The organism is Herbaspirillum chlorophenolicum, assembly GCF_001189955.1.
Lineage (GTDB): Bacteria > Pseudomonadota > Gammaproteobacteria > Burkholderiales > Burkholderiaceae_D > Herbaspirillum > Herbaspirillum chlorophenolicum.
In genome coordinates, this window is record NZ_LFLT01000041.1 from 19,529 (window position 1) to 38,086 (window position 18,558).

General features: G+C 65.3%; 19 protein-coding genes. 11 read left to right on the forward strand and 8 right to left on the reverse strand.

Translation table 11 applies throughout. The features are described 5' to 3' along the window. The first annotated feature begins 79 nt into the window (after nucleotides 1–79). The 5 genes from AKL28_RS19250 to AKL28_RS19270 all read left to right on the forward strand — a co-directional run bounded on the left by AKL28_RS19250 (nucleotide 80) and on the right by AKL28_RS19270 (nucleotide 5,825). Nucleotides 80–1,417: an MFS transporter gene (locus AKL28_RS19250; protein ID WP_050469811.1), complete on the forward strand. Its 1,338-nt coding sequence runs from the start codon at nucleotides 80–82 to the stop codon at nucleotides 1,415–1,417. 52 nt (nucleotides 1,418–1,469) lie between these two features. Next, nucleotides 1,470–2,300: a phosphogluconate dehydrogenase C-terminal domain-containing protein gene (locus AKL28_RS19255; RefSeq protein ID WP_050469813.1), complete on the forward strand. Its 831-nt coding sequence runs from the start codon at nucleotides 1,470–1,472 to the stop codon at nucleotides 2,298–2,300. Nucleotides 2,301–2,374: 74 nt separating this feature from the next. Continuing rightward, nucleotides 2,375–3,619 carry a ribulose-bisphosphate carboxylase large subunit family protein gene (locus AKL28_RS19260; RefSeq protein ID WP_050469814.1) on the forward strand — a complete coding sequence of 415 codons (1,245 nt, stop codon included), beginning with the start codon at nucleotides 2,375–2,377 and terminating at the stop codon, nucleotides 3,617–3,619. Nucleotides 3,620–3,624: 5 nt separating this feature from the next. Further along, entirely contained in the window at nucleotides 3,625–5,013 is a 1,389-nt protein-coding gene (gene oiaK, locus AKL28_RS19265; RefSeq protein ID WP_156226407.1) for a 3-oxo-isoapionate kinase OiaK, read from the forward strand. A gap of 104 nt (nucleotides 5,014–5,117) precedes the next feature. Next, a complete protein-coding gene (locus AKL28_RS19270; protein WP_050469816.1) occupies nucleotides 5,118–5,825 on the forward strand; it encodes a transcriptional regulator NanR in 708 nt (235 codons plus the stop codon). Nucleotides 5,826–5,849: 24 nt separating this feature from the next. Here the strand turns inward: AKL28_RS19270 and AKL28_RS19275 are convergent, their stop codons facing one another. The 3 genes from AKL28_RS19275 to AKL28_RS24600 are packed head-to-tail and all read right to left on the reverse strand — an operon-like array spanning nucleotide 5,850 to nucleotide 7,869. Next, a complete protein-coding gene (locus AKL28_RS19275; protein WP_050469818.1) occupies nucleotides 5,850–6,749 on the reverse strand; it encodes a LysR family transcriptional regulator in 900 nt (299 codons plus the stop codon). 32 nt (nucleotides 6,750–6,781) lie between these two features. After that, nucleotides 6,782–7,648 carry a hypothetical protein gene (locus AKL28_RS19280; RefSeq protein ID WP_050469819.1) on the reverse strand — a complete coding sequence of 289 codons (867 nt, stop codon included), beginning with the start codon at nucleotides 7,646–7,648 and terminating at the stop codon, nucleotides 6,782–6,784. After that, the gene (locus AKL28_RS24600; protein ID WP_156226408.1) at nucleotides 7,645–7,869 is read right to left on the reverse strand and encodes a hypothetical protein; all 225 of its coding nucleotides are present in this window, start codon (nucleotides 7,867–7,869) and stop codon (nucleotides 7,645–7,647) included. Before AKL28_RS24600 ends, AKL28_RS19280 begins: the two co-directional genes overlap by 4 nt. Between AKL28_RS24600 and AKL28_RS19285 the strand changes: the two genes are divergently transcribed. The 4 genes from AKL28_RS19285 (at nucleotide 7,868) to AKL28_RS19300 (ending at nucleotide 12,948) form a co-directional block, all read left to right on the forward strand. Beyond that, nucleotides 7,868–9,244, forward strand: a complete 1,377-nt coding sequence (locus AKL28_RS19285) for an NAD(P)H-dependent oxidoreductase (protein WP_050469821.1) — start codon at nucleotides 7,868–7,870, stop codon at nucleotides 9,242–9,244. The genes AKL28_RS24600 and AKL28_RS19285 overlap by 2 nt on opposite strands. 233 nt (nucleotides 9,245–9,477) lie before the next feature. Continuing rightward, nucleotides 9,478–10,782, forward strand: a complete 1,305-nt coding sequence (locus AKL28_RS19290) for an MFS transporter (protein WP_050469823.1) — start codon at nucleotides 9,478–9,480, stop codon at nucleotides 10,780–10,782. A gap of 135 nt (nucleotides 10,783–10,917) precedes the next feature. Further along, entirely contained in the window at nucleotides 10,918–12,168 is a 1,251-nt protein-coding gene (locus AKL28_RS19295) for an MFS transporter (protein ID WP_050469824.1), read from the forward strand. 156 nt (nucleotides 12,169–12,324) lie between these two features. Then, nucleotides 12,325–12,948: a YitT family protein gene (locus AKL28_RS19300; RefSeq protein ID WP_050469825.1), complete on the forward strand. Its 624-nt coding sequence runs from the start codon at nucleotides 12,325–12,327 to the stop codon at nucleotides 12,946–12,948. A 100-nt stretch (nucleotides 12,949–13,048) separates the two neighbouring features. Here AKL28_RS19300 and AKL28_RS19305 read toward each other — a convergent pair whose 3' ends face one another. The 3 genes from AKL28_RS19305 to AKL28_RS19315 form a co-directional block, all read right to left on the reverse strand. Then, nucleotides 13,049–13,945, reverse strand: a complete 897-nt coding sequence (locus tag AKL28_RS19305) for an NAD(P)/FAD-dependent oxidoreductase (protein WP_050469827.1) — start codon at nucleotides 13,943–13,945, stop codon at nucleotides 13,049–13,051. 131 nt (nucleotides 13,946–14,076) lie between these two features. Further along, on the reverse strand, nucleotides 14,077–14,520 hold the full coding sequence (locus tag AKL28_RS19310) for an Rrf2 family transcriptional regulator (RefSeq protein WP_050469829.1): 444 nt from the start codon (nucleotides 14,518–14,520) through the stop codon (nucleotides 14,077–14,079). 48 nt (nucleotides 14,521–14,568) lie between these two features. Continuing rightward, nucleotides 14,569–15,252 carry a helix-turn-helix transcriptional regulator gene (locus AKL28_RS19315; protein WP_050469830.1) on the reverse strand — a complete coding sequence of 228 codons (684 nt, stop codon included), beginning with the start codon at nucleotides 15,250–15,252 and terminating at the stop codon, nucleotides 14,569–14,571. A 129-nt stretch (nucleotides 15,253–15,381) separates the two neighbouring features. Between AKL28_RS19315 and AKL28_RS19320 the strand changes: the two genes are divergently transcribed. After that, nucleotides 15,382–16,839 carry an MFS transporter gene (locus AKL28_RS19320; protein WP_050469832.1) on the forward strand — a complete coding sequence of 486 codons (1,458 nt, stop codon included), beginning with the start codon at nucleotides 15,382–15,384 and terminating at the stop codon, nucleotides 16,837–16,839. Nucleotides 16,840–16,867: 28 nt separating this feature from the next. Continuing rightward, entirely contained in the window at nucleotides 16,868–17,038 is a 171-nt protein-coding gene (locus AKL28_RS24025) for a hypothetical protein (protein WP_231602515.1), read from the forward strand. Here the strand turns inward: AKL28_RS24025 and AKL28_RS19325 are convergent. After that, complete coding sequence (locus AKL28_RS19325) at nucleotides 16,978–17,568, reverse strand: IMPACT family protein (protein WP_050469833.1); 591 nt, start codon at nucleotides 17,566–17,568, stop codon at nucleotides 16,978–16,980. The genes AKL28_RS24025 and AKL28_RS19325 overlap by 61 nt on opposite strands. 27 nt (nucleotides 17,569–17,595) lie before the next feature. After that, nucleotides 17,596–18,489, reverse strand: coding sequence for a hypothetical protein (locus AKL28_RS19330; RefSeq protein WP_050469834.1), 894 nt, complete (start codon nucleotides 18,487–18,489; stop codon nucleotides 17,596–17,598). Nucleotides 18,490–18,558: the final 69 nt, after the last annotated feature.

The following is an 18,558-nucleotide window of genomic DNA, read 5'->3' on the forward strand; positions in this document are numbered from 1 at the left end:
CCCCCCGCAGATCCTGGCGCACAACACAACAAGAGAGGTTGTTGAAGGGCAATAGCCTCGCAACCTGCCAGGAGACAATATGCAAACTACCGCCAGCGCGGTCGAGAAATCGGCCATCCGCAAGGTCGCGATGAGGCTCGTGCCTTTCGTCGGCCTGATGTTCTTCATCAATTTCCTCGACCGCACAGCGATCTCGTTCGCCGGTCCCAACGGCATGACCCGCGACCTGGCGCTGACCGCAGCCCAGTTCGGTTTTGCCGCGGGCGTGTTCTTCATCGGCTATGTGCTGCTGGAAATCCCCAGCAACCTGGCCCTGCACAAGTACGGCGCGCGCCGCTGGCTGGCGCGCATCATGGTCACCTGGGGCATCGTCGCCCTATTGTTTACCTGGGTCAGCAGCGTGGAGGGCTTGTACGTGCTGCGCTTCCTGCTGGGAGTGGCCGAGGCCGGCTTCTTCCCCGGCGCCATCCTGTACCTGAGCCTGTGGGTGCCGGCCAGGCACCGCAGTCACATCCTGGCGCTGTTCTATCTGGCGCAGCCGCTGACCATCGTCATCGGCGCACCGGTGGCGGCGCTCCTGATCGAGGCGCATGGCCTGTTCGGCCTGGAAGGCTGGCGCGTGATGTTCGCCGGCGTCGCCTTGCCGGCCATCGTGGTGGGCGTGATCGCCTGGTTCTACCTGGCCGACAAGCCGGCCGACGCCAAGTGGCTCAACGAAGCCGAGCGCAAGTGGCTCACCGCCGCGCTGCAGGCCGAGCAGGGCAGCAAGCAATCGCAGCATGTGCCGCACGCCGCGGCGGCGCTGAAGAACGGCCGCGTATGGATGCTTTCGCTGGTCTACTTCGGCTTGATCTATGGCCTGTATGCACTGGCTTTCTTCCTGCCTACCATCATCGGCGGTTTCGAGACCCAGTTCGGCGCCAAATTCAACGTGTTCCAGAAGGGCCTGATCACCGCCATCCCCTACCTGCCGGCCGCCATCGCGCTGTTCCTGTGGAGCCGCGACGCCACCCGCCGCGGTGTGCGCAGCTGGCACGTCGGCCTGCCGGCACTGCTGGGCGCGGTCAGCATTCCGGCGGCGCTGTACATGCAGACCCCGGCCGCCACCGTGGCCGCCATCACGATAACCGCCTGTGCCATTTTCTCGGCCTTGCCGACTTTCTGGTCGATCCCGGCGCGCTTCCTGTCGGGCGCTGCCGCGGCCGCGGGCATTGCACTGATCAATACCGTCGGTAACGCCGCCGGTTTCATGGCGCCTTTCATTACCGGCGCCATCAAGGATGCGACCGGCTCCTACCAGGCGCCGATGTTCGTGGTGGGCGCGCTGATGCTGTTGTCGGCGGCGGTGATCTTCGCCATCGGCGCAGGCGCACGGGAAGAAGTCCCCGAGCTGCAAGGCCGGGCGATCGTGGAATAAAGCAGTCGTTGGATCATTTGTGCAGAGATGCAGTTTTGAACGGAGAGTCATCATGAAAGAAAAAATCGCCTTGTTTGGCGCTGGCGGCAAGATGGGCGTACGCCTGGCCAAGAACCTCAGGAAGTCGGACTACCAGGTCGCCCACGTGGAAGTGAGCGAAGTCGGGCAGAAGCGCCTCAAGGATGAGGTTGGCATCGACTGCGTGAGCATCGACGCCGCGCTGGACAATGTCGACGTCGTCATCCTGGCGGTGCCCGACACCCTGATCGGCAAGATCGCCGCCGAGATCTCGCCCAAGCTGCGCGCCGGCGTGATGGTGATGACGCTGGACGCGGCCGCCCCCTTCGCCGGCCACCTGCCGGACCGTCCGGACCTGGTGTATTTCGTGGCGCACCCTTGCCATCCACCGATCTTCAATGACGAGACCACGCCCGAAGGCCGGCGCGATTTCTTCGGCGGTGGCGCGGCCAAGCAATCGATCACCAGCGCGCTGATGCAAGGCCCGGAATCGGCCTTCGACCTCGGCGAAGATGTGGCCAAGGTGATCTACCAGCCGATCCTGCGCAGCTATCGCCTGACCGTGGAGCAGATGGCGATCCTGGAGCCGGGTTTGTCAGAAACCGTGTGCGCCACGCTGCTCTACGCCATGAAGCAAGCCATGGACGAGACCGTGCACCGCGGCGTGCCGGAAGAGGCCGCGCGCGACTTCCTGCTGGGCCACATGAACATCCTGGGCGCGGTGATCTTCAAGGAAATCCCGGGCGCGTTTTCGGACGCCTGCAACAAGGCCATCCAGAACGGCCTGCCGCGCCTGCTGCGCGACGACTGGATCAAGGTGTTCGACCATGATGAAATCGCGGAGAGCATCCGCCGCATCACCTGAAGGCGCCCGGGCTGCGCATATCGTATGATGGGCAGCCCGTGTGCCGCATGAAGAACGAACACAAGAGACAGCGAATGGAACGCATCTACGCCAGCTACTGGCTGGAAACCGGCGACGATCCCGCGCGCGCCGCCGAGGTTATCGCCGGCGAACAATCGAGCGGCACCTTCGTCGCCCTGGCCACTGAAACGCCCGAATTGAAGGAGCGCTCCGGCGCCCGTGTGGAGCGCCTGAACATTCTCGGCCACAGCAAGGAGCCCAGCCTGCCGGGCGGCATGCGCGCCGAGCGCTACACGCAATGCGAACTGGAGCTGTCGTGGCCGCTGGAGAACACCGGCGCCTCCTTGCCCAACCTGATGGCCACCATCGCCGGCAACCTGTTCGAGCTGCGCCAGGTGTCGGGTTTGCGCCTGACCGGGCTGAAACTGCCCAAGGCCTTCGCCGACGCTTACCCGGGGCCGGCCTTTGGCATCGAGGGCACGCGCAAGCTGTCCGGCATCGCGCATGGCCCGCTGATCGGCACCATCATCAAGCCCAGCATCGGCTTGTCGGTGGAAGAGACGGTGCAGCAGGTGCGTGAGCTGGTGGCCGGCGGTATCGATTTCATCAAGGACGACGAGCTGCAAGCCGATGGCGGCCGCTGCCCGTTCGACGAACGCGTGCGCGGCGTCATGCGCGTCATCAACGAACACGCCGAACGCACCGGCAAGAAGGTCATGGTGGCCTTCAACCTCACCGGCGACCTTGACCAGATGCGCCGCCGCCACGACCTGGTGCTGGCCGAAGGCGGCACTTGCGTGATGGCCAGCCTGAACTCCATCGGACTGATCGGCTTGCAGGAACTGCGCCGCCATGCGCAACTGCCGATCCATGCGCACCGCGCCGGCTGGGGCTACCTCACGCGTTGCCCGCAACTGGGCTGGGACTATGCGCCCTGGCAGCAGCTATGGCGGCTGGCAGGCGCCGACCACATGCACGTCAATGGCCTGCGCAACAAGTTCAGCGAACCGGACGACAGCGTCATCGCCGCCGCGCGCGCCGTGCTGGCGCCGGTGGTCGAAGGTGTGCGGATGACTTCCACCATGCCGGTATTCAGCTCCGGCCAAACCGGCCTGCAGGCGGCCGATACCTATGCCGCGATCGGCTGCGCCGACCTGATCCACACCGCCGGCGGCGGCATCTTCGGCCACCCGCAAGGCGTGTCGGCCGGCGTCGAAGCGCTGCGCGAGGCCTGGGTGGCAGCGATGGAAGGCGTGCCGCTGGAACAGCACGCCAGGGGCAACAAGGCGCTGCAGGCCGCGCTCGGATTCTGGAAGTGACGGCGATGCAAGACCAGGATCGCAATGCATTGCCGCCAGGTTTGCTGCTGGCCTATTACGGCGACGATTTCACCGGCTCCACCGATGCGATGGAAGTGATGACGGCCGCCGGCTTGTCCACCGTGCTGTTCCTGCGCACGCCGGACCAGGCCATGCTGGCCCGTTTCGCCGATGCGCGTTGCATCGGCATCGCCGGCTCTTCGCGCGGGCACTCGCCCGCGTGGATGGAGCAGCATCTGCCGCCGGCGTTCGAGGCGCTGGCGGCGCTGACGCCGCCGCTGATGCAATACAAGGTGTGCTCCACTTTCGACTCCTCGCCCGAGACCGGCTCCATCGGCTGCGCCATCGACCTCGGCGTGCGCGCCATGCGCGGCGACTGGTCGCCGATGGTGGTGGGCGCGCCGCGCCTGAAGCGCTACCAGATGTTCGGCAACCTGTTCGCCGCAGTCGACGGCGTGGGCCATCGGCTGGACCGCCATCCCACCATGTCGCGCCATCCCGTCACGCCGATGGCTGAGGCCGACCTGCGCCGCCATCTGGGGAAGCAGACCGTGCGCCGCATCGAACTGGTGGACATGGTGCAATTGCGCGACGGCGCCGCGCTCGCCCACGAGCGCCTGCAGGTATTGCGTGGGGAAGACCGCCCGGTGGTGCTGGTCGATGTGCTGAATGAAGAAACCCTGCGCGAAGCCGGAAGGCTGGTGTGGGAAGGAAAAGGCGAGGGCGTATTCAGCGCTTCGTCATCGGGTTTGCAGTACGCGCTGGCAGCCTATTGGCGCGCACGCGGCTGGATTCCGGCGCAGCCCTCGCTGCCGCAGGCCGGGCCGGTGCCGGCGATTGCCGCGGTCAGCGGCAGCTGTTCGCCGGTGACCGCGGGCCAGATCGCCTGGGCGCGCGGGCATGGCTTCGCCGTCGAGCGCATGGATTTGCCGGCGGTGCTGGCCGAGGGCACGCGCGAGGCGGAGTTGGCGCGGCTGGTCGCGAGCGCCGGCGAGGCAATTAGGGCCGGCCGCAGTCCCCTGGTGTTTTCCGCGGAGGGGCCGGACGACCCTTCGGTCACCGGTTTCGACGCCATTGCCCGCGATGCCGGCATGGCGCGTCCCGATGCTGCACGCAGTGTCGGCGTGGCGCTGGCGGAAGTCATGCGGCGCATCCTGGACGCCAATGCGTTGAAGCGCATCGCCATCGCCGGCGGCGACAGCTCGGGCGAAGTGGCCAGCGCCCTGGACATCGCTGCCTTGTCGGTGTGCGCCGGCCTGGCGCCGGGCGCGCCGCTGTGCCGCGCATGGTCGGATAATCCGCGCCGCGACGGGCTGGAACTGGTATTGAAGGGCGGGCAGATAGGCGCCGGCAGCTTTTTCGGCGATGTGCTGGAGGGGCGTGCCGCCCCCTGATGCCGGATTGATGCCGAATCGGCGCAAAGTCAGGCCGGGCCTGGGATTGTGGTAGAGTGCGCGTCCAACGATACCTAAAAACCTAGCCAGAGACAGCTTCTCCCATGCCGGAACCGATACAGCGACGCAAGTTATACCAGGAAGTGCTGGAACGCCTGATGGGCCGTATCCATGCGGGTGAATTTCCGCCGGATTCGCAACTGCCGTCCGAACGCGAACTGATGGAACAGTACGGCGTGGGCCGCCCCGCCGTGCGCGAGGCGCTGCAGGCGATGGAACGCTCCGGCTTCGTCGAGATCGCCCATGGCGAGCGTGCGCGCGTGGTCGACCCGACTGCCGACCGCCTGATCGCCCAGATCGCCGCCGGCGCCCAGCACTTGCTGCGCACCAAGCCCGACATGTTGAGGCACATGAAGGAAGCGCGCGTGTTCCTGGAAACCAGCACTGCCCGCATGGCCGCCGAGCGCGCCACGGAGGAGCAGGTGGCGCGCCTGCGCCAGGCGATCGAGGAGCACCGCGCCTCGATGGTCAATCTGGAAGAGTTCATCGAGCGCGACATGGCTTTCCACCGCGAGATTGCCGACATCAGCGGCAATCCCATCTTTCCTTCCATCGTCGAATCGATGTTCCGCTGGGCCAGCGAGTTCTACACCACGCTGGTGCGCGCACCGGGCGCCGAGGAACTGACGCTGGCCGAACACCAGCGCATCGTCGACGCCATTGCCGCCCATGATGGGGATGCCGCCGCCGAGGCAATGCGCGCCCACCTTACGCGCGCCAACGAGCTATATCGGGCGCTGGGCCAGCAATAAGCGCATTGCGCCGCTCCCAGGGGCTTACTCCATCCAGAACTTCGCGCCAACTTCGCGCAACTGCTCCTGCATGAACTGCGTCACGCGCTCGACCCGTGCCAGGTCGCGCGTGTCGGCATGCGTCACCAGCCAGTAGGAACGGGTCAGGCGCACCTCGTCCGGCAGGACCCGCACCAGCGCGCTCTCGTTGCGCGCCATGAAGTGCGGCAGTACGCCGATGCCGGCGCCGCCGGCCAGTGCGGCCATCTGCGTGATCACGTTGGACACGCGCAGGTGGACGCTGATGTCGCGTGAGATCTGGGGCAGGTAGTCCAGCTCCGGCGTCCACATCAGGTCTTCCACGTAACCGATCCAGTGCAGGCCGCCCAGGTCGGCGCGCTTGCGTATCTTGTGCTTGCGCGCCAGGTAGGACGGCGCTGCGTACAGGCCCAGCGCATAGTCCACCAGCTTCTTGGCATATACCCGACCTTGTGCCGGACGCGCCATGCTGACCGCCAGGTCGGCTTCGCGTTTGGTCAGGCTGAAGGAGCGCGGGTTGGCAACCAGTTCGATCTCCAGGCCCGGATGCGCGCCGGTCAGGCCCGCGATGCGCGGCGCCAGGAAATAGGTGCCGAAGCCTTCCGGCGTGCCGATGCGCACCGTGCCGGTCAGGCTGGCGGCGCCATCGTCGAGCGTGGCGCGCATGCGCAGCGCCAGTGTCTCGATCGCTTCGGCATCGCCGATCAGGCGCTCGCCTTCAGGCGTCAGCACGAAGCCGACCGTGCGCCGCTCGAACAGCGGCACACCCAGCGCCGCTTCCAGCGCGGAGATGCGGCGGCTGAGCGTGGAGTGGTCCACACCCAGCTGCTGCGCCGCCACCGTCAGGCGGCCGGCGCGCGCCATGGTGAGGAACGCCTGCAGGTCATTCCAGTTGAAGTCACCCATGGGCCGAACTCCTCATCGCGATCCTTTCCTTTTCACTTGGGCTCATTGAGCATGCCGTGCCAGGTGGGCCGTTTTTCCTCGTGGTAGTGCGGACGCGTCGAAGGCGCCGACATGACCTTTTCGTCGGCCAGCACGGTGGTCGTCTTCAACGATGGCGGCCCGTTGTAACGGCGGCAGGCTTGGGCCGAGTTGCGGTTGTTGTGCATGTCCACCACCAGCCGGCGCTTTGCCTCGTGGCTCATCTGTGGCGTGGGCGCACGCGGCATGATCTTGGGCGGCAGTACCAGCGCGTCGCCCGGCGCCACCCATAGGTCGGCCAAGCTGATCTCGTCTACATACGGGCGCCAGCGCGCCACGGTGATCACCAGTGGCTGCGGCCCCTGCGAAAAGAAGATGTGCGCGAAGTTGTGGTATTCCAGGTCGGTGGCGTTCCAGGTCAGCAGCTCGCGGCTGCGGCCGTCGCCCAGGTAGGGCGATTCGTAGCCGGCCCACTTGCCGTAGGTGTAGTCCGACATCACCAGGCCGTCGTAGATGAAGCGTATGCATTCGCCGTTGCGCAGCAGCGTGGCGCCGAAGGCCTGCGCGTTTTCCGGTGTGGCCGGCAGCGGTTCGTAGCGCACTTCGGAGACGCCGAAGTCGAATTCGGTGATCGTGTAGGCGGGGTAGTCCTTGGGCGTGATCTGGCGTTGCCAGTGGGTGATGTTGCGGTAGGTCACGCCGCGTTCCAGCGCCGGATCATCCGGCGCCAGTTCGATCAGGTGGCCGTGGGCGACTTTGCTTTGCCGGCCGTGGCCGTTGTCATTGACCATGTACGGGAATGCCTTCGTATCTTGCAGCGGCGCCGAGGCGCCGTCGGCAATGAACAGCACCGGATCGAAACAACTCAGGTCTTGCGTCATGCGTTCCCCTTGTCTTGTGCGTGGCTGGTTGGCTGATGCCGGCGTTTCTTTCCTCGCGTGCCGACGATGTGGATTTTCGCACAGACTGCTTTCGATTTTCCATATTGGATTGCGAAAATGGCGGTGCTATCTTTCCCTTCGGCAGGCGGCACGAGGCGCATCGGCGCACCCGGCAGCGCCGCCCTGCAATCAATCAACGATATAACGGAGACAAAAGACATGTCGCTCATCAGGCAATTGAAGGCGCGCGCCGCCAATGGAAAACCCGTCCGCGTCGGCGTCATCGGCGCCGGCAAGTTCGGCTCCATGTACCTGTCGCAAGCCCCGCGCACCCCGGGCATCCACCTGGTCGCCGTGGCCGACCTCTCGCCGCAGCGCGCCCGCGCCTCGCTGGCGCGCGTGGGCTGGGAAGAACCGCGCTACCAGGCCAAGTCGCTGCAGGAGGCCGTGCGCACCGGCGGCACCTTCATCACCGACGATGCCGACGCCATGATCGCCAGCGATGCGGTCGATATCGTGATCGACGCCACCGGCAGCCCGGCGGCCGGCATCCACCACGCACTGCTGTGCTGCGAGCACAAGAAACACATCATCATGGTCAACGTTGAAGCCGACGTGCTGGCCGGCCCTTACCTGGCGCGCCGCGCAGAGGAGGCCGGCATCATCTATTCGATGGCCTCGGGCGACCAGCCGGCGCTGATCGCCGAACTGGTGGACTGGGCGCGCACTATCGGCATGGAAGTGATCTGCGCCGGCAAGGGCACCAAGTACCTGCCGATTTATCACCAGTCGACACCGGATACGGTGTGGGGCCATTACGGCTTCTCGGAAGAGCAGGTGGCCGGCGGCGACTTCAACGCGCAGATGTTCAACTCCTTCCTCGACGGCACCAAGTCGGCGCTGGAAATGGCGGCGGTCTCCAACGGCTGCGAGCTGGTGCCGCCGACCGATGGCCTGATGTTCCCGGCCTGTGGCGTGGACGACATGCCGACCCTGCTGCGCCCGCAGTCCGATGGCGGCATCCTGCAGCAGCGCGGCACGGTGGAAGTGCTGTCTTCGCTGGAGCGCGACGGCCGTCCGGTGTTCCGCGACCTGCGCTGGGGCGTGTACGCCGTGTTCGAGGCGCCCAGCCAGTACGTCAAGGACTGCTTCGCCCAGTACGGACTGAAGACCGATGCCAGCGGCCGCTTCGCCGCCACTTACAAGCCCTATCACCTGATCGGCCTGGAGCTGGGCATCTCGGTGGCGTCCATTGCCGTGCGCAACGAAGCCACCGGCGCCACCACCAACTGGAGCGGCGACGTCGCGGCCACCGCCAAGCGCGCGCTCAAGGCCGGCGAGAAGCTGGACGGCGAGGGCGGTTTCACCGTCTACGGCAAGCTGATGCCGGCGGCCGACTCGCTGCGCGTGGGCGCGTTGCCGATCGGGCTGGCGCACAACATGGTGCTCAAGAACGACATCCCTGCCGGCCAGGCGGTGCGCTGGAGCGATGTCGACTTCGACGCCAGCAAGGAAGCGGTGCGCGTGCGCCGCGAGATGGAAGCCATCTTCGCGCGCGAACTGGGCATCGTCACCGAGCACAAGAAGGCGGCGTAACAAGACCGCATCCAGCATTTCCAGACAGTCCACAGCACCCGGCCCGGCCGGGACTGCAAGGTTTCTCCCTTGATGCGGCGCCGGCTGGCCGCATCAATTTTTTGCATTCGTAGACAGCCGGAAGGAAACAAGAAAAAGCGCAGGCAATACCTGCGCCTTCCGTACGCCATCACATCAAAAGCCCTATCCAATCAACCTCAATCAAGCCCGGACAAAAGGGCACAGGAGGAGACATGACTCAACATACACTCGCCCATCCCGGCGATCAGGCCGGGCGTCTCGACGTCTATCGCAAGATCACCTGGCGCATCATGCCGTTCATCGTGCTGTGCTATCTGTGCGCTTACCTGGATCGCGTCAACGTCGGCTTCGCCAAGCTGCAGATGATGAACGACCTCAAGTTCACCGACGCCATCTATGGCCTTGGCGCCGGTATCTTCTTCATCGGCTATTTCATCTTCGAGGTGCCCAGCAACCTGATCCTGCACAAGGTCGGCGCACGCCGCTGGATCGCCCGCATCATGATCACCTGGGCCATCATCTCGGCGGCTACGCTGTTCGTGCAGACGCCGACCCAGTTCTACGTGGTGCGCTTCCTGCTGGGCGTGGCGGAGGCCGGTTTCTCGCCGGGCATCATGCTGTACCTGACCTACTGGTTCCCGGCCAAGAAGCGCGGCTTTGCACTGGGCTTCTACTACATTGCGATTCCGCTGGCAGGCGTGGTGGGCGGGCCGCTGTCGGGCTGGATCCTGGACGCATTCGGGCAATCCAGCGTGATGCGCGGCTGGCAGTGGCTGTTCCTGATCGAGGCGATCCCTTCGCTGCTGGCCGGTATCGCCGTACTGTTCCTGATGGTGGACAAGCCGGAACAGGCGCAATGGCTGACCTCGGAAGAAAAGCGCAACGTGATCGAGGAAATCAGGCGCGAAGACAGCGCCAAGACTACCCACGGCAGCTCGGCCTCATTCATCAGGGACAGCCGCCTGTGGAAGCTGTGCCTGGTGTACTTCTGCCAGATCATCGGCCTGTACGGCATCAGTTTCTGGCTGCCGTCGATCATCAAGGGCGCCGGCATCAGCGACAACACCATGATCGGCTGGCTGTCGGCGATTCCTTACTTCATCGCCATTCCGGCCATCATCCTGACCGGCATCAGCGCCGACCGCTTGCGTTCGCGCCGCATGCACTTTTCGGTGGCACTGGTGATCGGCGCCATCGGCCTGGCTTTCAGCGGCTATGTGGGCCGTGATCCGACGCTGGCCATCATCGGCCTGTCGGTCGGCACCGCAGGCACCTTGTCGGCGCTGTCGCTGTTCTGGGGCATCCCGTCGGCTTTCCTGGCCGGCACCTCGGCCGCAGCCGGCATCGCTACCATCAACTGCGTGGGCAACCTGGCCGGTTTCGTTTCGCCTTACATGGTGGGCTGGCTCAACGACACCACCGGCAACGTCAAGATCGGCCTGTACGCGGTGGCCGCCTTCATGGTGCTGGGGGCGCTGCTGGTGCGCATGATTTCGGCGAAGTTCGCGGATCAGTAGGGCAGGCTTCGCCTTTATTTCACCCGGTTCCGGTTCTCGCATGCATGGCGCGCATGCCAGTACGCGCAAATCTCGTTTGAATCTGGCCGGGCTTGGCGTTTCAATGATCGTCCGATCATTGAAACGCGCCATGCCATGCCATCTGCATCTTCCTCTGCATCCCCTTTTGCAAGCCGCAGGATTTACCTGGTCGTCGCTGCCGGCGCCGCGGTGATGAGCATGGCGCTGGGCGCACGCCAGACTTTCGGCCTGTTCATCAGCCCGCTGTCCTATGACTATGGCTTGCCGGTCACGCTGATTGCTTTCGCCATCGCCTTGCACAACCTGGTATGGGGATTCGCCCAGCCGCTGGCAGGCGCGGCGACCGACCGTTACGGCCCGGCGCCGGTGGTGGCATTTGGCGCCGTCGCTTATGCCGCCGGCCTGGCGATGACCGCGCTGGCGCCGAACGGCGTCGTGCTGGTGCTCGGCATGGGAGTGTTCATCGGGATCGGCATCAGTTGCACCAGTTTCGGCGTCGTGCTGACGGCAGTCGGCCGCAGCGTGGCGCCCGAGAAGCGCAGCATGGCGATGGGCCTGGCCAGTGCCGGCGGGTCGCTGGGCCAGGTATTGATGGTGCCGCTGGTGCAGGGGATGCGTTCGATGTCGGGCATTACCGTGGCCTTGTTGGTCTTGGCGCTGCTGGTGCTGGCGGTGGCGCCGCTGGGCCTGGTTCTGGGGCGTCCCTCGCGCGCTGCCGCGGCCGCCGATCCCGGGTTGAATTTCTCGCTGAAGGAAGTGGTGTTGCAGGCCTGCCGGCATCGCGGCTATCGGCTGTTGACGATAGGCTTTTTCGCCTGCGGCTTCCAACTGGCTTTCATCGCCACGCATTTGCCGGGCTACCTGGAGCTGTGCCATATGCCCATGGGGCTGGCGGCTACGGCGCTGGCGCTGATCGGCCTGTTCAATATGGCCGGTAGCTGGACCTGCGGCTGGCTGGGCGGGCGTTTTCGCCAGCATCATGTGCTGGGCTGGCTGTATCTGGTGCGCAGCGCCGCCATCGGCCTGTTTTTCGTGCTGCCCAAGACGCCGTTCTCGGTGGCCGCGTTCGCCGCCGTCATGGGGCTGGCCTGGCTGGGAACGGTGCCGCTCACGACCGGGCTGGTGGCGCGCATCTTCGGTACGCGCCATATGGGAACGTTGTTCGGCGTGTGCTTCCTGAGCCACCAGCTCGGGTCTTTTCTGGGCGTATGGCTGGGCGGGCTGGTGCTGGACCTGACCGGGTCGTATTCGCTGCTGTGGGGCGCCACCTTCGCCGCGGGCGTGCTGGCGGCGGTGCTGCATTTCCCGATAGATGACCGCAGCGTGGAACGGCCGTCCACGCCGGATTCTCCTGTGCATGCCTGAGTGCGCCGCGTTAACATAACGGGTTGCCGGCGCAGATGCGCCGATGTTGAGGTTTCCTGTTCTGTTTTCGAGAGGCTGTCATGTTTTCCCATCTTTCCCCCTATGCCGGCGACCGCCAGGCGGTGGCGCAATTTGAAGCAATGCCGGAGGTGCCGCGTGGCTGAGGCGGTATCCAAGGCGCCGGCCGATGTGCGCCACAAGGGATATGAGGATGCGCTGGCGCTGGTGATCGGCACGCTGTTCGTCTCGCTGGGGGTGAACATGTACAGCCATGTGGGACTCCTGACCGGCAGCACCGCGGGGCTGGCCTTCCTGGTGCATTACCTGACGGGATGGCCGTTCGGCGTGGTGTTCTTCACCATCAACATCCCGTTCTACTACTTCGCCTTCCGCCGCATGGGCTTGCGTTTCATGGGCAAGACTTTCTGTGCGGTGGCGCTGGTGTCGGGATTTTCGCTGTTGCATCCGCAGTTCATCGCGTATGAGAAGCTCAACCTGTTTTATTGCGCCATCCTCGGCGGCTTGCTGATGGGCACGGGCTTCGTGATGCTGTTTCGCCATGGCGCCAGCCTGGGCGGCATCAATGTGGTGACGCTGTTCCTGCAGGACCGTTACGGCCTGCGCGCGGGCAAGCTGCAGATGGGGGTGGATGTGGTGATCGTGCTGGCTTCGCTGTTCGTGGTCACGCCGACGGTACTGCTGGCGTCGATCGCCGGTGCGGTGGCGGCCAACCTGGTGATCGCGCTGAACCATCGCCCCGGCAGGTACATGGGAATGTAAAGCGGTATCGGGTCCGCCGTCGTCCTGGCGAAAACCGGGACGACGGCAATCAGCAGAGGCAGATGTATTGAAGAGCACCTGTGGGGTGCTCTTTTGTATTTCACTCCATCACCAGCGAGCGATGCGTGCTGACTCCCGCCATGACGCCCGCAGCCGATGCCATGGTGGCGTTATGGAAGGCTGCGGCGGCATCGCCGGCGGCGAAGACGTGCTTCACCGAGGTCTGGCGCAATTCGTCGGTGCGGATGTACGGCCCCATCGGCCCTTGTTCGAAGGCGCAGCCCAGTTGCATCGCCAGCGGGCTGGCCATGTGCACGCGCGGGCCGACGAATACCGCACCGATCTCCACCGTGCGGCCATCGGCCAGGCGCAGGGCTTCGATGTCGGGCGCGCTGCCGAGAACCTCGATGACCGGTGTGCGTTCGATCGTCACGCCGCGCTTGGCCATCTGCTTCAACTCCTGCTCTTCCGGTTCGTACTGTCCTTGCGTGAAATAGGTGGTCGGCCCCCAGTCCGGCAGCATCAGTCCCTGATGGGCCGACAGCGGCGTGGTGGCGATCACGCCCAGCTTGCGGTCGCGCACTTCGTAGCCGTGGCAGTAGGGACAGTGGATGGCGGTTTGCCCCCAGCGTTCCTGCAGTCCGGGGATGGCGGGCAGCTCGTCGCGCACGCCGGTGGCGAGGATCAGGCGGCGCGCGCTGAAGTGCCTGCCGTCGTCCAGCGTCACGGCAACGCCCTGGTCGTCGGCGCTGGCGTGCTCTGCCTGCGCCACTGCCAGCTCGAAAGTCGGATAGGCGAGCAACTGCTCTATCGCGATCGCCATGATGTCATGCGGGGCGACGCCGTCCTGGCCCAGGAAACCGTGCGAGGCTTCGGCGAAGCGGTTGCGCGGCTGGCCGGCGTCGACCATGAGGACTTTGCGGCGCGCGCGTGCCAATTGCATGGCGGCCGAGGCGCCGGCGAAACTGGCGCCGACGATGATGACATCGTATTGCATGGGATTTCCTTTCATGGATGGTTCATGGAACGCCGGTGGCTTTGCGCGGATGCGGGCATGAGGCGTCCCGCACGCCTTGCGATGCAAGGCGCGTAAAGATGTCGGCAGGGAAGGGCGCTTCCTGGTGAGCGTTAATGCGGCGGCGGCTGGCCCAGCTTGAAGTGCGGGCCGATGTCGCGCGCCAGGTCGGCCAGCGTGATGTTGGCCAGGCGCTGGTCGAGCAGGCGGTTGGCTTCTTCCAGGGCATCGTCGAGCGCGCGATTGACGGCGATCTCGACCAGGCAGCCAGGCGATTCTTCGCGCGCGCCCAGCGTGATCAAGCGTTCACCGAGTGCCTGCTGGACCTGCTGCAGGCTGATCTGCGCCATCGGCCGCGCGAGCGACCAGCCGCCGCCATGCCCTTTGGTAGACGTCACAATGCCGGCTTCGCGCAGCCCGGCGAAGGTGCGGCGGATGACAACGGGATTGGTATCGACCCAACCGGCGATCTCTTCCGAGGTCATCGCGGTGTCGGGACGCTGGCCCATGTGCAACAGGATGTGCAGGGCAATGGAGAGGCGGTCGCTGCGTTTCATGTAACTTATATTATTACGTGAGATGCACGATGTCAATGATAAGGAAATTCAGACGCGGACGATGCGGTAGACGCAACGCCGCCCACCCGCCGGCAGGTGCTCTTCGCGTGTGACGCTGGCTTCGTCTCCCACCACCTCACGGAACAGCTGCAGTTCAGAGCGGCAAAAGCCCTGGCAGCTTTGCGCGGCGGCGCAGATGGGACAGTGGTCTTCCACCAGTAGCCAATCCTTCCCCTGTTTCTCGACACGCGCCATGTAGCCCTCGGCGCTGCGGATTTCGGCCAGCTTTTCCAGCCGCTTCGGCAGCGTCGCGATACCGGCGCAGTGGCGCTGGTAATCGGCGCGCATTTCCTGTTCGCGCTGGCCGATCAGCTTGTCCAGCCCTTGCTCGCCGAACAACTGGCGGATCGAGCCGATCAGTTGCACCGTGAGCTGCGCGTGCGAATCGGGGAAACGCGCATGGCCGGCTGCGGTCAGATCCCAGTTCTGGCGTGGGCGGCCGGCGCGCGGCGCGGCGCTTTCCTGGTGGCCGGAAATCAGGCCTTCGGCCACCAGTTTCTGGACCTGCTGACGTGCGGCCTCGGCTGTCATGCCAAGCTCGCGCCCCAGCTCGGCAGTAGAGGTGGGGCCGCGCGTCTTGAGGCGGAACAGGATGCGCTCGGGCGTGGACGGCCCAGCCTGTTCTGTCTCGGCAGATAATTTATTTTCCAAGTGTTTACTTGTTAAATTCATGGGGACGTTCTAAGATTCGATCTAAATATCCAAATAACTGCTTGCATATTATGCCTGCTTCGCGGAATTGTCGAACCGGCCATGCAAGTGCCCCGGCCACAAGCCGCAGCCAGCAATGAAAGACATGAGATGACGACCAACAGTTCTTCCACTGAAGTGGCATCACAGCCCCCCGAATCCGCCGGGCGCACCGCGTCCTGGGGCGAACTGCTCAACGCCCGCAACGCGCCGCGCGCGGTGGCGCTGACCGGCGGCGTAGCGCTGCATGCAATCAATGTGCACATCGTCACCACCATCTTGCCTTCGGTGGTGCGCGATATTGGCGGCCTCGATTACTACGCCTGGAACGTGACCCTGTTCGTGGTGACCTCCATCATCGGTTCCACCCTGACCAGCAAACTGCTCTCGACCCTGGGGGCGCGCCGCACCTATCTGCTGGGGCTGGCAGTGTTCGGCGCCGGTGCGCTGGTGTGCGCGGCCGCCGGCAGCATGATGTGGATGCTGGCCGGGCGTGCGGTGCAAGGCATCGGCGGCGGTTTGTTGGCGGCGCTGGGGTATGCGCTGATTCCGCTGGTGTTCGAGCAGCGCCTGTGGTCGCGCGCGATCGCGCTGGTGTCGGGCATGTGGGGCATTTCCACCTTGCTGGGGCCGGCGGTGGGCGGGCTGTTCGCCGCCAGCGGCCATTGGCGCCTGGCGTTCTGGGCGCTGATGCCGTTGCTGCTGTTGCAGGCAATCCTCGTAACGGCGCAATTGGGGCCGCGCTCCATCAAGATGGAAAACACACAGGGTAGTGCCATGCCATTGGGCCGCATCCTGCTGCTGGCGGCTTCGGTGCTGCTGGTGGCGCTGGCCGCGCAGGCCGATGCCGGATGGAAAGCGGCAGCCTGCGTTGCCGGCGGCGCCTTGCTTGGCTTGCTGGTGATGCGCATCGACCTGCGCCATCGCATCAGTTTGTTGCCGCGTAGCGGCTATGCGCTTTCTTCCGAGATGGGCAAAGTATTTGCCTGCGTGTCGCTGCTGGTGATCGGTAGCTGCACCGAAATTTTCGTGCCGTATTTCTTGCAGATACTGCATGGCTACGAGCCGCTGGCAGCCGGTTACATGACGGCCGCCATGGCGGGGGGCTGGAGTATCGGTTCGCTCACAAGTTCGGGGCGCAGCGGCACGGCGGCCGACCGCATGGTGCGTATCGGCCCGATGCTGATGGCGCTGGGCCTGATGGCATTGGCGGTGTTGTTGCCGGGCCGGCTGGTGGCGGCGAGCCTGGCCGCCGATGTCGGTATCGTGCTGGCGCTGGCCGCGGCCGGCATGGGGATCGGGCTGGGCTGGCCGCACCTGATCGCGCGCGCATTGCATGCGGCCAAGCCGGGTGAGGAAAACCTGACTTCGTCTGCCGTGACCACCGTGCAGTTGTACGCAATGGCGATGGGGGCGGCGCTGGTCGGCCTGACTGCCAACGAGGCCGGACTCACCGTCCCGGGCGGCGTGGCCGGCGCGCAGGAAGCGGCAGCGGTGCTGTTTGCGGTATTTGCGGTGGCGCCGGCGCTGGCCGTGCAATTGACCCGGCGCCTGACGCGCGCGCACTGAAGCCACGGAAGCAATGAGGAGGAGGGCGATGATGGCGACGCCTGCCGAACTGGACGAAATCGAGTACCACCTGTTGCTGGCGGAGTTCGACTTGCTGTGGTCGCGCCGGCCGCTGCCGGGCGACCGTGAACGCATGGATCAGATGATGCGTTTGATCGAGGCGTTCGAAGCGATGCGGCGAATCGCCTCTTCGGCCTGACCGAGCTCGGCGGCTGGCAGGCGCAGCCGCAGGTGGGCCAGCGTGTCGTGGCGGCTGTCCAGCAATTCGTATTTGTGTTGTGCCAGCCAGTGGCGCAACTGCGGTTCGGCGGCATAGCTGACGCCGATGTCGACCTCGGCTTGCTGTACCCGTTCGATGCGTTCGGTGTGCTTGAGCGCGGTGGCCACGGCATCGGTGTAGGCCCGCACCAGCCCGCCCGCACCCAGTTTGATGCCGCCGTAGTAGCGCACCACCATCGCCAGTACGCCATCGAGTTCGTGATGGCGCAGCACTTCCAGCATCGGCCGCCCGGCGGTGCCTGAGGGTTCGCCATCGTCCGACATGCCGGAATGGCCGCCGGCCATCAGCGCCCAGCACACGTGCGTGGCGCCGCGGTGGGCGTCGCGCATGCGTTCGACTTCCTGTATCGCGGCCTCACGGCCGGCTACCGGCATGACGATGCCGATGAAGCGGCTCTTGCGGATATCCAGCTCGATCTCGGCACGCGCGGCGATGGTAAAGGTGGGCATAGTGAGCAGATGGGGCGGATGCGCAGCTCAGGCGTCGCTGCCCTTGAGCAGCGCGAGTTCGGCCTGCAGGCCCTGGTTCTCCTGTGTCAGCTGGGTCACGCGTGCCTGCAGCGCGCCGATTTCGCGGCGCAGCGCGGCGGTGACTTCGTTTTCCATGCCTTCCACGATGGCGACCGTGCTGCCTTCGCCCTCGCCATCATTTGCCTTGGCCGCGCGCGGCGTGCGGGTGGCGGCCTTTTGTTCACGTACTTTCTTGGCGGCTTCGCGCAATTCCTTCTTGCCGCCGGCCACTGCGTTGACCTGGACTTCGCTGGGCAGCGAGGCCACTGCGGCGGCGGCGTTGATGGAGATGGCGCCGGCGCGCACCGCCTGCACCAGTTCCGGCGCGGCAGTCTTGCGGATGCGGTCGATCTGGCCGATGGTGGCGCTGCTGATGCCGGCGGCGCGGGCGATGTCTTCGCGCGTCTTGATCGGCGCGGCGCCGTCTGGCGAGGTATCCCATGGCGGATCGCCGCCATCGGCTGGCGCGGCGTCGGCCGTGTTTTGTTCGGCCGACGCGTCATCGGCGGCCTTGGACGGCTTGGCATCGGCCTTGATGCGGGCGGCGAGGATGTCGCGCTTGCGCAGCGCCAGCATGCCGCGCTGGAAATCGGAGACGCTGCGGCGGCCCAACTGGTTGTCGATCATCCATAGCAGCACGTCTTCGAGCGACTTGAAGCTGTCGTTCTGCACCGTCTTGAATTCGAGTTCGTACTTGCGGCAGATTTCGTAGCGGTTGTGGCCGTCGATCAGCACCTCGCCCCACAGCACCAGCGCATCGCGGCAGCCTTCGGCCAGGATGCTGCGCTCAAGTGCCGCGTATTCGTTGGGAGTGAGGGGATCGATGTACTTTTGGAGTTCTTCGTTGATGACGATATTCATGGACTTCGTTCTATCGTTTGTATGCGGAGCCGGATTAAGAACCGGGCGGCGCATTCTACACTAGTGCCC

Bases quoted from the DNA above. Each gene is read 5' to 3' on its own strand.
- AKL28_RS19280 (WP_050469819.1), bottom strand. From the start codon at position 7,648: ATGACGCAAGACCTGAGTTGTTTCGATCCGGTGCTGTTCATTGCCGAC.
- AKL28_RS19320 (WP_050469832.1), top strand. From the start codon at position 15,382: ATGACGACCAACAGTTCTTCCACTGAAGTGGCATCACAGCCCCCCGAA.
- AKL28_RS19260 (WP_050469814.1), top strand. From the start codon at position 2,375: ATGGAACGCATCTACGCCAGCTACTGGCTGGAAACCGGCGACGATCCC.
- AKL28_RS19315 (WP_050469830.1), bottom strand. From the start codon at position 15,252: ATGAATTTAACAAGTAAACACTTGGAAAATAAATTATCTGCCGAGACA.
- AKL28_RS19250 (WP_050469811.1), top strand. From the start codon at position 80: ATGCAAACTACCGCCAGCGCGGTCGAGAAATCGGCCATCCGCAAGGTC.
- AKL28_RS19295 (WP_050469824.1), top strand. From the start codon at position 10,918: ATGCCATCTGCATCTTCCTCTGCATCCCCTTTTGCAAGCCGCAGGATT.
- AKL28_RS19270 (WP_050469816.1), top strand. From the start codon at position 5,118: ATGCCGGAACCGATACAGCGACGCAAGTTATACCAGGAAGTGCTGGAA.
- AKL28_RS19310 (WP_050469829.1), bottom strand. From the start codon at position 14,520: ATGAAACGCAGCGACCGCCTCTCCATTGCCCTGCACATCCTGTTGCAC.
- AKL28_RS19290 (WP_050469823.1), top strand. From the start codon at position 9,478: ATGACTCAACATACACTCGCCCATCCCGGCGATCAGGCCGGGCGTCTC.
- AKL28_RS19255 (WP_050469813.1), top strand. From the start codon at position 1,470: ATGAAAGAAAAAATCGCCTTGTTTGGCGCTGGCGGCAAGATGGGCGTA.
- AKL28_RS19285 (WP_050469821.1), top strand. From the start codon at position 7,868: ATGTCGCTCATCAGGCAATTGAAGGCGCGCGCCGCCAATGGAAAACCC.
- AKL28_RS24025 (WP_231602515.1), top strand. From the start codon at position 16,868: ATGATGGCGACGCCTGCCGAACTGGACGAAATCGAGTACCACCTGTTG.
- AKL28_RS19305 (WP_050469827.1), bottom strand. From the start codon at position 13,945: ATGCAATACGATGTCATCATCGTCGGCGCCAGTTTCGCCGGCGCCTCG.
- AKL28_RS19325 (WP_050469833.1), bottom strand. From the start codon at position 17,568: ATGCCCACCTTTACCATCGCCGCGCGTGCCGAGATCGAGCTGGATATC.
- AKL28_RS19330 (WP_050469834.1), bottom strand. From the start codon at position 18,489: ATGAATATCGTCATCAACGAAGAACTCCAAAAGTACATCGATCCCCTC.
- AKL28_RS24600 (WP_156226408.1), bottom strand. From the start codon at position 7,869: ATGTCTTTTGTCTCCGTTATATCGTTGATTGATTGCAGGGCGGCGCTG.
- oiaK (WP_156226407.1), top strand. From the start codon at position 3,625: ATGCAAGACCAGGATCGCAATGCATTGCCGCCAGGTTTGCTGCTGGCC.
- AKL28_RS19275 (WP_050469818.1), bottom strand. From the start codon at position 6,749: ATGGGTGACTTCAACTGGAATGACCTGCAGGCGTTCCTCACCATGGCG.